The organism is Niveispirillum sp. GW835-FHT14G11 (genome assembly GCF_058793615.1).
Map to the genome: position 1 here is coordinate 342,548 of NZ_JBXAFZ010000003.1, position 13,492 is coordinate 356,039.

At 65.6% G+C, this 13,492-nt stretch carries 12 protein-coding genes; 5 read left to right on the plus strand and 7 right to left on the minus strand.

Annotated elements, in window-relative coordinates; all coding sequences use genetic code 11:
• Positions 1-5: 5 nt before the first annotated feature.
• Both AC1Q7F_RS07970 and AC1Q7F_RS07975 read right to left on the minus strand, forming a co-directional pair.
• Positions 6-2,147, minus strand: a complete 2,142-nt coding sequence (locus tag AC1Q7F_RS07970) for a transglycosylase domain-containing protein (RefSeq protein ID WP_492505515.1) — start codon at positions 2,145-2,147, stop codon at positions 6-8.
• A 194-nt stretch (positions 2,148-2,341) separates the two neighbouring features.
• On the minus strand, positions 2,342-3,634 hold the full coding sequence (locus AC1Q7F_RS07975; RefSeq protein WP_492505517.1) for a hemolysin family protein: 1,293 nt from the start codon (positions 3,632-3,634) through the stop codon (positions 2,342-2,344).
• Between the two features lie 233 nt (positions 3,635-3,867).
• On the opposite strand from AC1Q7F_RS07975, the gene AC1Q7F_RS07980 reads away from it, so the two are divergent.
• The 4 genes from AC1Q7F_RS07980 to AC1Q7F_RS07995 all read left to right on the plus strand — a co-directional run bounded on the left by AC1Q7F_RS07980 (position 3,868) and on the right by AC1Q7F_RS07995 (position 6,884).
• Positions 3,868-4,965: an alkene reductase gene (locus AC1Q7F_RS07980; protein ID WP_492505519.1), complete on the plus strand. Its 1,098-nt coding sequence runs from the start codon at positions 3,868-3,870 to the stop codon at positions 4,963-4,965.
• A 71-nt stretch (positions 4,966-5,036) separates the two neighbouring features.
• Positions 5,037-6,002, plus strand: a complete 966-nt coding sequence (locus AC1Q7F_RS07985; RefSeq protein ID WP_492505717.1) for a homoserine kinase — start codon at positions 5,037-5,039, stop codon at positions 6,000-6,002.
• Positions 6,002-6,472, plus strand: a complete 471-nt coding sequence (gene rnhA / locus AC1Q7F_RS07990; RefSeq protein ID WP_492505520.1) for a ribonuclease HI — start codon at positions 6,002-6,004, stop codon at positions 6,470-6,472. The genes AC1Q7F_RS07985 and rnhA overlap by 1 nt, the downstream gene beginning before the upstream one ends.
• Before the next feature lie 112 nt (positions 6,473-6,584).
• Positions 6,585-6,884, plus strand: a complete 300-nt coding sequence (locus tag AC1Q7F_RS07995) for a ribbon-helix-helix domain-containing protein (protein WP_492505522.1) — start codon at positions 6,585-6,587, stop codon at positions 6,882-6,884.
• 31 nt (positions 6,885-6,915) lie between these two features.
• Here the strand turns inward: AC1Q7F_RS07995 and ligA are convergent, their stop codons facing one another.
• The 5 genes from ligA to AC1Q7F_RS08020 form a co-directional block, all read right to left on the minus strand.
• Complete coding sequence (gene ligA / locus AC1Q7F_RS08000; protein ID WP_492505524.1) at positions 6,916-9,051, minus strand: NAD-dependent DNA ligase LigA; 2,136 nt, start codon at positions 9,049-9,051, stop codon at positions 6,916-6,918.
• An 86-nt stretch (positions 9,052-9,137) separates the two neighbouring features.
• Entirely contained in the window at positions 9,138-9,932 is a 795-nt protein-coding gene (locus AC1Q7F_RS08005) for a head GIN domain-containing protein (RefSeq protein WP_492505526.1), read from the minus strand.
• A 195-nt stretch (positions 9,933-10,127) separates the two neighbouring features.
• Positions 10,128-10,898: a GIN domain-containing protein gene (locus AC1Q7F_RS08010; protein ID WP_492505528.1), complete on the minus strand. Its 771-nt coding sequence runs from the start codon at positions 10,896-10,898 to the stop codon at positions 10,128-10,130.
• Positions 10,899-11,075: 177 nt separating this feature from the next.
• On the minus strand, positions 11,076-12,428 hold the full coding sequence (gene hisS / locus AC1Q7F_RS08015) for a histidine--tRNA ligase (protein WP_492505530.1): 1,353 nt from the start codon (positions 12,426-12,428) through the stop codon (positions 11,076-11,078).
• A 97-nt stretch (positions 12,429-12,525) separates the two neighbouring features.
• On the minus strand, positions 12,526-12,945 hold the full coding sequence (locus AC1Q7F_RS08020) for a hypothetical protein (RefSeq protein WP_492505531.1): 420 nt from the start codon (positions 12,943-12,945) through the stop codon (positions 12,526-12,528).
• A 172-nt stretch (positions 12,946-13,117) separates the two neighbouring features.
• Here AC1Q7F_RS08020 and AC1Q7F_RS08025 point away from each other — a divergent pair, with 172 nt between their 5' ends.
• The gene (locus AC1Q7F_RS08025; protein ID WP_492505533.1) at positions 13,118-13,486 is read left to right on the plus strand and encodes a VOC family protein; all 369 of its coding nucleotides are present in this window, start codon (positions 13,118-13,120) and stop codon (positions 13,484-13,486) included.
• Positions 13,487-13,492 lie beyond the last annotated feature (6 nt).

Here is a 13,492-nt window from a genome sequence, read left to right on the forward strand (position 1 = left end):
TGGCGTCATCGTCCCGTCAGGCGGCGCAGCAGATCGCCGATGGGATCACCGCCCTCCTGGGCGGGCGGCGGCTCCGGCGGGGGAGCCCCTTCCGCTGTCTGCACGATGCTGCCATCGGCCGGCAGTTCGGACGCGGGTTCGGCGGCCATGGCCGTCGGCTCGTCCAGCGCCGCCACCGCCGGTGCGCCACCCAGGCCCGGCAGGCCACGGGCCGGCAGGCCCTGATGCGCATCCATCATGATGGCATGCCACAGCTTGGCCGGCAGGCCGCCGCCCGTGACCTTCTTCATCGGTGCGCCGTCATCATTGCCCAGCCAGACGCCGCCCACCAGATCGGCGGTATAGCCCATGAACCAGGCATCCTTGTAATCCTGGGTGGTGCCGGTCTTGCCCACAGTGGGCCGGTCCAGCATGGCGGCCTTGCCGGTGCCATAGGTGACGGGGCCCGACAGCAGGCGGTTCATCGCCTCCACATGCGGGGCGGCCACGGCGAAGCCGGCCGACGATCCCTGGCGCTGATAGAGGATGCCGCCGCCCGCGTCGCGGATTTCCAGGATGCCATAGGGGATCACCGCCTCCCCGCCATTGGCCAGCGTGGCATAGGCGCCGGTCAGGTCCAGCAGCGTCACCTCCGACGTGCCCAGCGCCAGCGACAGGTCGCGGCGCATGGGCGTGGTCAGGCCCAGGCGCTTGGCGGCATGGCGGACATTGTCGATGCCCACGGCTTCCGCCAGCCGGATGGTGGCGGTGTTCAGCGAATGGGCCAGCGCGTCGCGCAGGCTGACATCGCCCCGGAAGCGCCCGTCATAATTGCCGGGGTTCCATTTGGCCTTGCGATAGGGCGCGTCCAGGATGGTGCTATCCTCGCCCCACCCTTCCTCCAGCGCCGCCAGATAGACGACAGGCTTGAAGGCGGAGCCGGGCTGGCGCAGGGCCTGGGTGGCGCGGTTGAACTCGCTGCTGCTGTAATCCCGGCCGCCGATCATCGACCGGATGGCGCCATCGGGCGTCATGACCAAGGCGGCGGCTTGGCTGACCTTGGCCTCGGCCCCCGGTCCCTTCAGCATCTCCACCACCTTCTGCTCGGCCATGCGCTGCAGACCGGGGTCGAAGGTGGTGTAGACGACCAGGTCGCCATGATCGGCGCCGACGAAGGCCGGCAGCTGGTCGGCCACCCAGCCCGCGAAATAGCGGCCGTCGCCATCCTCATCCTGCTTGCGGGCCGGCACGGGCGGCACGGCCATGGCGGCATCATACTGGGCCGGGGTGATATAGCCCTCGTCTAGCATGGCGCGCAGCACCACGCCCATGCGCTGGGTGGCGCGGTTCAGGCTGGCGGTAGGCGCATAGCGGGACGGCGCCTTCAGCAACCCCACGATGATGGCCGATTCGCGCAGGCTGAGGTTACGTGCCGACTTGTTGAAATAGGTGCGGGCGGCGGCATCGACGCCGAAGGTGCCGGCACCCAGATAGACGCGGTTCAGATAGGCGGTGAGGATCTGATCCTTGCTGTAGGTCGCCTCCAGCTGCACCGCCAGCAGGGCTTCCTGCGCCTTGCGCTTGAAATTCTGGTCGGGCGTCAGGAACAGGTTCTTGGCCAGCTGCTGGGTCAGGGTGGAACCGCCCTGCACCGTGCGGCCCGCCTGATGGTTGGCATAGGCCGCGCGCAGGATGCCCAGAGGATCGACGCCGAAATGGCTGAAGAAGCGCCGGTCCTCCGTCGCCACCAGGGCCTGGATGAAATGCTTGGGCAGTTCGCTGGCATCCAGCGTTTCCCCGCGCAGATCGCCCAACCGCTGGAACTCCGTGCCGTCCAGCGCCACCAGGGTGATGGCCGGGCGGCGCGTCGCCGTGGCCACTTCGGATATGCTGGGCATGTCATGGGCGACATAGGCCACAGTGCCGGCGGCCACGATCACGCCCCAGATGCCGGTGACGATCAGGCCGGACAGGATGCGCTGGCCCCAGGTCTTGCGCCCCGCCTTGGCCTTGCGCGGGGTCTTGCCCTTCTCCGGCTCCCGGGGCGGACCGCCGGCGCCAGGACCGCCGCCGCCATTGCCGTTGCCGCCGGGCGGCGAACCGGGCGGGCTGCGCTTGGCCGGTGCGGCGGCGGGACGGAAACGGGGCGGGGCGTTCAGGGTGCTCAAGGCGACAGGTCCGGCAACGGCGTTTTCAGGGATCGGCGGCCAGGATAGGGCCGGGTCACCGACCGGACAAGCTGATGCGCCCGCATTGCGGCGATTTCAGGGATGATGCAGCAGCCTGTAGGTCGCATCATCCGCCACAGGGCCTTAAAACGGGGCGAATGCATGGCGCCGGCGGCGGCGCCCGGAAGGGCGCACTAGGCGTCGGACGTGGGGATCACCAGTACCTTGTCGATGCGCCGTCCATCCATGTCCACCACCTCGAACCGGTAGCCGTCATGATCGGCATATTCCCCGGCGGTGGGGATGCGGCCGAGCTTGAACAGCAGGAAGCCGGCCAGCGTGTGATAGCCGCTATCCTCGTCACGCAGGCTCTTCAGGCCCAGATGCGCCTCCACTTCCTCCACGGCCATCATGCCGTCGATGAGCAGCGAGCCATCCGCGCGCCGGACGATGTCGCTATCCTCCCCGCCCTCGTCGGGCAGTTCGCCAGCGATGCCTTCCAGCACGTCGGTCAGGGTGGTGATGCCCTCCACCGTACCATACTCATCCACGACGATGGCCATCTGCTCGCCCGACTTCTTGAACAGGTCCAGCAGGCGCATGACCTCCGTGCCGTCATGCACGACCAGGGCGTCGCGCACATCGGCGCGCAGCTCGAACGTCCCGCCCAGCAGCAGGCGGTGCAGCAGGTCCTTGGTATGGATGACGCCGATGACATCGTCGAAATCACCCCGGCAGACGGGGAAGCGGCTGTGTCTGGTTTCACGGATCTCGCGCTTGATGTTTTCCGGCTCGTCATCGATGTCCAGCCACATCACTTCCGGGCGCGGCGTCATGATGGAACGGACCGTGCGGTCCGCCAGGCGCATCACGCCCTCGATCATCCGCTTCTCGCCGGGATCGAACACGCCGGTGGCCGTGCCTTCGGCGATCAGGCTCTTCACCTCCTCTTCCGTCACCATCTGCTCGGATTTCTCCGGCACGCGCAGCAGCTTCAGCATGGCTTCGGTGCTGGCACCCAGCAGCCAGACGAAGGGGGCCGTGGCGCGCGACAGCGAGCGCATGATGGGGGCGGCGAAGCTGGCGATGGCTTCGGCATTGTTCAGCGCGATGCGCTTGGGCACCAGTTCGCCGGCAATCAGCGACAGGTAGGTGATGGCCATGACCACCAGCGCGATGGCCATCGTTTCCCCATAGCCGGCCAGGGCGGGAACGGCGTCCAGCACTGGGGCCAGCCGGTCGGCCAGGGTGGCGCCGCCCACGGCGCCATTGATGACGCCGATCAGCGTGATGCCGATCTGCACCGTGGACAGGAAGCGGGAGGGATCTTCCTGAAGGGCCAGCGCGGTTCTGGCGCCACGGCTGCCTTCTTCGGCCATCTGCTGGAGCCGGATCTTGCGGGCCGAGACCACGGCCAGTTCCGACATGGCGAAGAACCCGTTCAACAGGATCAGGAACAGGACCGCAGCGAGTTCGAGCGAAACCATCTTCTCGTGTGATGTGGCGCGGGCACGGAGGCGGCCCGCAATCTATCCTATCGCATCGCACGCGAAATGCGAATGGTCATGCATGCCTGTCACGGTTTCATAACGAAATGCGGCCGGTGACCGCCGTCACTTGTCGCGATCACCGGCGTCGCTACACCTGGATGCATGAACCATGGTGCGCCGCCGCAAACGGTCGTGACGCGCCGCAACTTCCTGCTTCGGGGTTTTCCCACATGAGCCAGACCAACCTGCTTTCGCCGCTGCGCCTGGGCGCACTCGACCTGCCCAACCGCGTCATCATGGCGCCCATGACCCGGTCGCGCGCCGGCAAGGGCGATGTCGCCACCCAGGCCACGGCGAGATATTATGTGCAGCGCGCCAGCGCCGGCCTGCTGATCACCGAAGGCACCCAGATCACCCAGCAGGGCCAGGGCTATGCCTTCACGCCCGGCATCTTCAGCCCTGAGCAGGTGGCTGGCTGGCGCGACGTGACCGATGCCGTGCATGCGGCCGGCGGGCGCATCGCGGCCCAGCTCTGGCATGTCGGCCGGCTGTCGCACCGGGTGTTGCAGCCGGGCGGCGCCCTTCCCGTGGCGCCCAGCGCCATAAAGCCCGACGGCCAGGCCTTCACGCCGGAGGGTATGCTGGACTATGAGACGCCGCGTGCGCTGGAAACGGACGAGATATCGTCCATCGTCGCCGACTTCGCCAAGGCGGCCGAGAATGCCAGGGCGGCCGGATTCGACGCGGTGGAACTGCATGGCGCCAATGGCTATCTGATCGACCAGTTCCTGCGCAGCGGGTCGAACCAGCGCACCGACCGCTATGGCGGGTCGGTGGAAGGGCGCAACCGCTTCATGCTGGAGGTGGTGGAAGCCGTCACCGATGTGCTGGGCGGCGGGCGCGTGGGCATCCGCTTCAGCCCGAACGGCGCCTATCACAACATGTCGGACAGCGACCCGGCAGCCACCTTCGGCTATGCCGCCGAACAGTTGAACCGCTTCGATCTGGCTTTCCTGCATGTGATCGAACCGCTGGTCGATGACCATATGATGAGCCCGCCGCCTAGCGCCACCCGCGTGGCCGGCCTGCTGCGCCGGACATTCAAGGGGCCCTTCATCCTGAATGGCGGCATCACGCGTGACGTGGGTGACCGGCTGATCCTGGAGGGTGCGGCCGACGCCATCGCGTTCGGCGTTCCCTACATCGCCAATCCGGATCTGGTCGAGCGCTTCCGTCTTGATGCCCCACTGGCCAGCGCTGATCGTGCCACCTTCTATGGCGGGGATGAAAAGGGCTATCTGGACTATCCGGCGCTGAATGCGGCGTAAGCTGGCATTGGTGGTTCCGCCGCACCGGGTCGATATTGACCCGGCCGGCGGAACCCGCTACCCATCCGGCCATGGCCGTCTATACCGAAGTCTCCGACGAAGATGTCCGCGCGTTCGTCGCCCAGTATGATCTGGGCGCGGTGATGTCCTGCAAGGGCATCGCGGAGGGCGTGGAGAATTCCAACTTCCTGCTGGTGACCGACAAGGGTCCCTATATCCTGACGCTGTATGAAAAGCGCGTGGACCCGGCGGACCTGCCTTTCTTCCTGGGCCTGATGGACCATCTGGCGGCCCGCGGCCTGACCTGCCCGCAGCCGGTGGCCGGCACCGACGGCGTCGCGCTGCGCAGCTTGTGCGGCCGGCCCGCCGTCATCGTCACTTTCCTGAAGGGCATGTGGCCGCGGCGCATCCTGGCCGAGCATTGCGCGGGTCTGGGCGGCGGCTTGGCCAGCCTGCATCTGGCGGGGGAGGGCTTCACCATCACCCGGCGCAATTCGCTGTCGGTTTCCGGCTGGCGCCCCCTGTTCGAGGCCGCCCGCTGGCGCGCGGACGAGGTGAAGCCGGGCCTGGCCGACGCGCTGGCGGCCGAGCTGGATTATCTGGAAGGGGCATGGCCCCGGGACCTGCCGGCCGGCATCATCCATGCCGACCTGTTCCCCGACAATGTGTTCTTCAGCGACGGCAAGCTCTCGGGCCTGATCGATTTCTATTTTGCCTGCAACGACCTGTTCGCCTATGACGTGGCCATCTGCCTGAATGCCTGGTGCTTCGAGGCGGACGGGTCGTTCAATGTCACCAAGGCGCGGATGCTGCTGGCCAGCTATGACCGGGTGCGACCGCTGTCGGACATGGAGCGTGCGGCCCTGCCGGTGCTGGCGCGCGGCAGCGCCATCCGTTTCCTGCTGACCCGCCTCTATGACTGGCTGAACACCCCGGCCGGCGCCATGGTCAAGCGCAAGGACCCGCTGGAATATCTGCACAAGCTGCGCTTCCATCAGCAGATCCGCCACGTCGCCGATTACGGGCTGGACCGGTGATGGAGGGTGCGGCCGTGACGGACAATGTGATCGACGCCTTCACCGACGGTGCCTGTTCGGGCAATCCCGGCCCCGGTGGCTGGGGCGTGCTGCTGCGCTGGAACGGCACAGAGAAGGAACTGAAGGGCGGGGAACCCGACACGACCAACAACCGCATGGAACTGATGGCCGCCATCAGCGCCCTGGAATCCCTGAAGCGGCCGGTGCCCGTGCGGCTGCATACCGACAGCCAGTATGTGAAGAACGGCATCACCACCTGGATCCATGGCTGGAAGAAGAATGGCTGGAAGACGGCCGCCAAGGACCCCGTGAAGAACGAGGATCTGTGGCGCCGCCTGGACGCGCTGGTCGCCCGCCACACCGTCGAATTCCACTGGGTCAAGGGCCATGCCGGCCATGTGGAAAATGAACGCGCCGACCAGCTGGCGCGCGACGGGTTACGTGAAGCACGAGACGGGGCCTGCGTTTAACGACTGGCTCCGCCGTTCGGAACGTATACGAAATATACTGATCGGCTTTTGCGTTCCAACGCCAGTGCCTGTATAAATATGGTGTCGATTAACCAAGCAGGGTTCCCGACCGGTGCAGAATCTTCTGCGCATTCTGGGGCAGACCTCCTACGAACAGCGGCGGCGTGAATTCACCGTCGATGGGCGGCGCGTCAGTGCCTGCATCAGCCAGGAATGCTGGGACGCGCTGGAGGATATCGCCGTGCTGGAGGGGGTTTCGTTGGAAACCCTGATATCCGGCATTGCCCGCCGCTGCGGCCGGCGCAGCCTGTCACTGGAACTGGACCTGTTCGCCGTCTCCTATTACCAGACCGCCAGCCTGCCTGCGGGTGGCCTGCGCGATATCGAGCCGGCAAACCTGCTGCCCTGCTGAGGCGCGCCGCACCGGCCCCATCCCGGCTCCTTTACCCCCCGATCAGCGCCGCCCATTCCTCTTCGGTCAGGATGGTCACGCCCAGTTCCTGGGCCTTGGCGGCCTTCGACCCGGCATCGGCACCGACGATCACATAATCGGTCTTGGCACTGACGGAACCGGCGACCTTGGCGCCCAGCGCCTCCGCCTTGGCCTTGGCCTCCGACCGGCCCATGGTGACCAGGGTGCCTGTGAACACCACTGTCTTGCCCGCCACGGGTGACGTGGCGGCGGCGGCTGGCGGCACATATTCCACCGGCCTCACCTGCGCCAGCAATGCTGCCAGCGCGTCCAGATTATGCTGTTCGCGGAAGAAGTCGGTCAGGTCGTCGGCGACGCTGACGCCGATCTGCTCGATCCCGCACAGTTCGGCATAGGCCTCGCCCACCAGTTCCGGCTTCTTCTCCTCACGCTTTTCCGCCCGCTCGGCGGCGGCGGCGATCATGCGGGCTTGCCAGTTATCCGCCGTGCGATAGGCGCGGGCCAGCAGCTTGGCCGTCGCCTCCCCGATCTGGCGGATGCCCAGCGCGAAGATGAACCGGTCCAGCGCGATGGTGCGCCGCGCCTCGATGGCGGCGAACAGCTTCTCCACCGATTTCTTGCCGAAGCCGGTCATGCTGACCAGCCGGTCGAGTCTTTCCTCCTCACGGCTCTCCAGCGTGAAGATGTCGGCCGGCTGCTTCACGCGCCCCTGCTCGAAGAACAGCTGGATACGCTCGATCCCCAGCCCTTCAATGTCGAACGCGTTGCGCGACACGAAATGGCGCAGCCGCTCCACCGCCTGGGCCGGGCAGACCAGGCCGCCGGTGCAGCGGGTTACCACCTCCCCCTCCTCCCGCACGGCGATGGAACCGCATTCAGGACAGCATTCGGGGAAGGCATAGGGTTCGGCCCGTTCCCGCCCGGGCTCCGCCACGAAGCCGACGATCTGCGGGATCACGTCGCCGGCCCGCTGCACGATGACCAGATCGCCGACGCGGACATCCTTACGCTCGATCTCGTCCTTATTGTGCAGGGTGGCGCGGCTGACCACCACGCCGCCGACATTCACCGGCTCCAGCTCCGCCACCGGCGTCAGGGCGCCGGTACGGCCCACCTGGATGGTGATATTGTTCAGCCGCGTCGTCGCCTGCTCCGCCGGGTATTTGTGGGCCGTGGCCCAGCGCGGGGAGCGGGAGATGAAGCCCAGCCGTTCCTGCAGGGCCAGGCTGTCCACCTTGTAGACGACACCATCGATGTCGAAGGGCAGCTCGGCGCGGCTGCGCCCGATCTCCCGGTAATATTCCAGCAGTTCGTCGGCCCCCGTGCACAGGCGCGACGGGGCCGACAGGGTGAAGCCGAAATCGCCCAGCCGCTGCCGGCTTTGCCACTGCGTCGCGCCCAGCGGTGCCGACAGGGCGCCCCAGGCATAGGCAAAGAAGCGCAGGGGCCTTCCGGCGGTGATGCTGCTATCTAGCTGGCGCAGGGAACCGGCGGCGGCGTTGCGGGGATTGGCGAAGACCTTGTCGCCCTTCTCCGCCTGTGCCTTGTTCAATTCCATGAAATCGGCGCGGGTCATATAGACCTCGCCCCGCACCTCCACCAGATCGGGGGCGTCGCCCTGCAACTCATGCGGGATGTCGCGGATGGTGCGGACATTCGCCGTCACATCCTCCCCTTCCGCCCCGTCGCCACGGGTCGCGGCCTGGACCAGCCTGCCCTTCTCATAGCGCAGCGACAGCGACAGCCCGTCGATCTTGGGCTCCGCCACGAAGGCCACCGCCGTTTCATCGGACAGGTTCAGGAAGCGGCGGACACGGCCCACAAAATCACTGACATCCGCATCCTCGAACGCGTTGGCAAGCGACAGCATCGGAACGGCATGCCTGACCTTGCCGAATCCTGACGATGGGGCGGCCCCCACCGTCTGGGTCGGGCTGTCCGCCGTCATCAGTTCGGGAAACCGTGCCTCGATGGCCGCCAGCCTTTGTTCCAGCCTGTCATATTCCGCATCTGTCAGGGCGGGCGCGTCCTTGGCGTAATAGAGCGCGCGGTGATGATGGATCTCCGCCACCAGGGCGGCATGGTCGGCAGCCGCCGCCTCCAGGCTCAATTCATCGACGGCGGTCAGGCGATGGGGGGAGGACATGCGGGCGCTCTCGGATCGGCGGGCGTTTGCGCCACTTGTACGAGAGAGGATTGCCGGGGGCAATGGCTTCCCCGGCCGCCCCGCCCTCAGCCCGAAACCTTCTTGCCGTTCACCTTGACGCTGGCCATGCCCGACGAGCTGATCCGCCGTTCCTTGGCCTGCCCTTCAAAGGCGACCGAACCCAAACCGGAGACGGAAACGTCCAGCAGGTCGACGTCGCCCTTGTTGAGATCGACGTCGCCGACGCCACTGACCCTCACGGAGACGGGTCCCTTGACGCCGGCGACATCGACATTGCCGAAGCCGGCGATACGGATATCAGCACCCTGTCGCACGGTACCGATATCCACGTCGCCCGCCCCGGCGATGTTCAGTTCCAGTTTGCCGGCAATGTCACCGGTATCGATGCCGGCGGCCCCCGCCACGTCGATGCGGGCGCTGGACAGGCGGCCGGCCTTGATATCGACCGCCGAGCGGATGTCCGCCGTCAGCGGCCCATCCAGATCACCCACATCCAGCTTGCCGATCATGTCGTCAATATGGATGGCTGTCCCCTTGGGCAGGGTGACGGTGATGGTGACCTCATTCTCCTGCACGTTCCATTCGCGCCGCTTCTTCTCCGGCGGACGCGACCGGGCCACGATGACCCCGTCGTTACCGGCCTTGGCCGACAGCAACGGAAACTCCTCCGCCTTGGCATCGATGGTCACCGTCACGCCGCGGGCCGACGGATCGACAGTGACCCGCACCTCGCCGATCACATCGCGGACAGTCAGTCTGGTCCCGTCGAAACGCATCGGACCCGAACTTTCCGCCCAGGCAGCACTGGCAAAGGCCGACAGCGCGATGGTGGAGAGAAGGATGGAAGCAAGCTTGCGCATGGTTGAAGGCCCCCCGTGGCCCCGGTTCATTCAGGCAAGATGGTGCCGGTCCCGCCCGGTTGGGGCGGTGAAACCGTTTGGATTCTGGGTAGTGCCAACGGTCATTGCCCATGACCGTTGGAGGCCGGCGACCGCCGGCCCATGCCCGCGTAAGCCAAGCCGCCGGATGGCGGCGCCCGGCGCCTGAGGGAATGATTAACTGGTCCGGCCGGTGACCTTCACATTGCCGGAGCCGGACTGTTCGATGCTCTGGTTGCGGGCCACGCCGTCCAGCAGCAGCGAGCCGGAGCCGTTGATCTCCACGGCCAGCGGGTCGGCCACGCCGGACTGGATGCGGATATCGCCGGACCCGTTGATCTCGGCACTGATCGGGCCATTGGCGTGAGCCAGCGTGATCTCACCCGACCCGTTGATCTCCAGCTCGGTCTTGCCGGCGGTGCGGCCGGTGACGATGGAGCCGCTGCCATTGATTTCCAGGCTGACATCGCGGTCGACATCGCCCAGCTTCACATCGCCCGACCCGTCGATACCGATGCTGGCCGTGGTGACGCGACCGACCGTCAGCTTGCCGGAATTCATGCCATCGACGGAAAAGGCGCCGCGCAGGTCGCCGACAATGCCCTCACCGGCGAAATCATCGATCTCCAGCTTGGTGCCGGCCGGTACGGTGACCTGGACAGTCACCCAATCCTCCTGCTCGCGCCAGCGGCGCTCCCGCGACGCCTCCTTCTGGCGGATCACCAGGTCACCACCCTCCAGCCGGACCTCCACCAGATCCACCCAGCGGGCGGGACCGGTGACGCTGGCGGTGACCTTGGAGACATTGCTGTCCACCTTCACCTCCAGCCGGCCGACCACACCCTGGACGGAAACCTCCTTGGCGGAGAAATCCTGCGGCCCGAAGGCCAGCACCGGCAGGGCCGTCAGGGTCAGGGCGGTGGCAAGCAGGAAGGGCTTCAGCGACATGATGGTCAGGCTCCGATGGCGTCGGTTGGTTCTGACCAGGGTAAAAGCAACCGCCGTGCCAAGCCGGAGAATGGCGGATTTGCTAGGGTGCGGCTGTTGCGCGGTGGGAATGCGGCAATGAAGTGGTGAGAATGGCGATTGAAGGTGGCGACATGCGCCACCTTCATTGTCGTGCGATTAGCCGACTACACCCTTCAGCCAAGCCGCCAACTCTTCGCGCTTCACCGCGGATTGGCTGCCTGCGGCCATATCCTTGACCAGGACTTCGCCCTTCTCCTTCTCGTCGCCACCCATGATGACGGCATAGCGGATGCCGGCCTTGTCGGCATATTTGAACTGCTTGGCCGGCTTGTCGGGGGACAGGTAGATCTCCGTATTGACGCCGGCCGCGCGCAGCTCGGCACCGATGGACAGGTAGTCGGTCAGCAGGGCCGGATCGAACTGCGTCACCAGCGCCTGCACGCTGCTGTCGCCATCCTTGACGATGCCGGCCTGTTCCAGCGCATAGAACAGGCGCGTCAGGCCGATGGAAATGCCCACGCCCGGCAGCTTGGACTTGGTATAAAGCCCGGCCAGATTCTCATACCGTCCGCCGGAACAGACCGAGCCCAACGACGGATGGTCGGTCAGGAACGTCTCATAGACCGTGCCGGTGTAGTAATCCAGGCCCCGCGCGATGGCCAGATTGATGCGCCAATGCGTTTCCGGCACGCCGAACGCCTTCAGCGCACCCACGACCTGGGTCAACTCGTCCACACCTTCCTTGAACAGTTGATTGTCCAAGCCCAGGCGGTTCAGGTGGGCCAGCGTGTCCGCCGACGGCCCGCTGAAACCGATCATGTCCAGCACCGACGCCGCCTGTTCGGCCGACAGGGCGATCCCTTCCGCCGTCAACAGGGCCAACACGTCTTCACGCGACAGCTTGTCCAGCTTGTCCACCTGGCGCAGCACCAGGGTGCGGATGCCGGGATCGGTGACCCCCAGCGCCTCGAACATGCCCAGCAGGATCTTGCGGTTGTTGAAATTGATCTGGAACGGCCCGACATTCAGGTCCGTGAACACCGCATAGATCACGGCCGGCATTTCCGCATCATAGGCCACAGGCAGGCTGTCCTTGCCGATCACATCGATGTCGCACTGGTAGAATTCGCGATAACGCCCCTTCTGCGCCCGTTCGCCGCGATAGACGCGCTGCATCTGGTAACGGCGGAAGGGGAAGGCCAGCTCGCGTTCATACTGCGCCACATAGCGGGCGGTCGGCACGGTCAGGTCGAAGCGCATGGCCAGATCGGGCTTGTGACCCTGTTCGATGGCCCCCGTCGACTGCACGAAATAGACCTGCTTCTCCGTCTCCCCGCCCGACTTGGACAGAAGTACATCCGCCACCTCGAACACCGGCGTCTCCAGCGGAATGAAGCCGAACCGTTCGTAATTGCGGCGGATGGTGTCCAGCATGCGCTGAAACGCGATCTGCCGACGCGGCAGCAGTTCCATGGTGCCGGGCGGGGTGCGAGGGGTGATCAGGGCCATTGGATGGGTTCCGGACGGTATTTCAACAGGCTGCCAGCCTTTTACCGACCTCCGGGCCCGCCCGCCAGCGGCAATGCCGGCGGGGGGGCCATGCCCTTCAAGCGGCTTGGCGACGACTCTCCGCCAGCCAGCGCAGGGCCGGCCCCTCATCCCGGAAGGCGCGGTGCTTGGCACCGGGATAGAAGCTGGCCAGGATGGTGACGAAGCTGGCGAACCCTTCCGGCAGCAGATAGGCGCAGCGCAGGCCCGTCGGCCGCCCCTGAACCCACGGCGCGAAACGGCGCATGTCACGGATCATGCCCCAGTCGATGGAGCCGGTGAATTTGCGGATATCCACCAGCACCAGATTATCCGGCCGCAGCATGCCATCGACCGCCGCCAGACCCAAGGCGGTCTCGATATCGGCGGACGTCACATCCCCCGACAGGTGGAAGCACAGAAACCCCTCGCTGAGCGCGATGGTGATATGGTCCGCGCCGTGACCCACGGAGAACATATGATCGACCCGACTAGCCATGAAAGCGGGTTGCAATATGTCTTTTACTACTCTCTGCGTCAACGATGCGGTGAAGATATTATACGATTTAATGTATACAATTTTAGAAAATACCCATCAATCGTTACGTCTGGACGGCCCTTCCGATCCCGTGGCAAGAATATCTACCCACTAGCTGCCAATGGAAATAGACATGAAACAGTGGACATCCAGCACACTGTTTTTCGTCACCGACGTCGAAGCCGCGATCGACTTCTATATCGACCGCCTCGGCTTCATCCTCAACATGCGGTATGAGGAGGACGGACGGGCACGGGTGGCTGGCGTCAGCAACGGCGATGGCTGCGCCATTCTCCTTACTGACCAATGGCCGGACAAGAATGGTACCGGCGTGCTCTATACCGCGCTCCACAAGGATGAGTTCGCGTTGCTGAAGGAACGGCTGACCAACAAGGAGGTGGAACAGGCTGATGAGTTCTGGGGCCGGCCCCTGCTGGTCATCACCGACCCCAGCGGCAACCAGCTGTACTTCCCCCATCCCGACGAGGCGTTGGAGGGCTGAGACCAG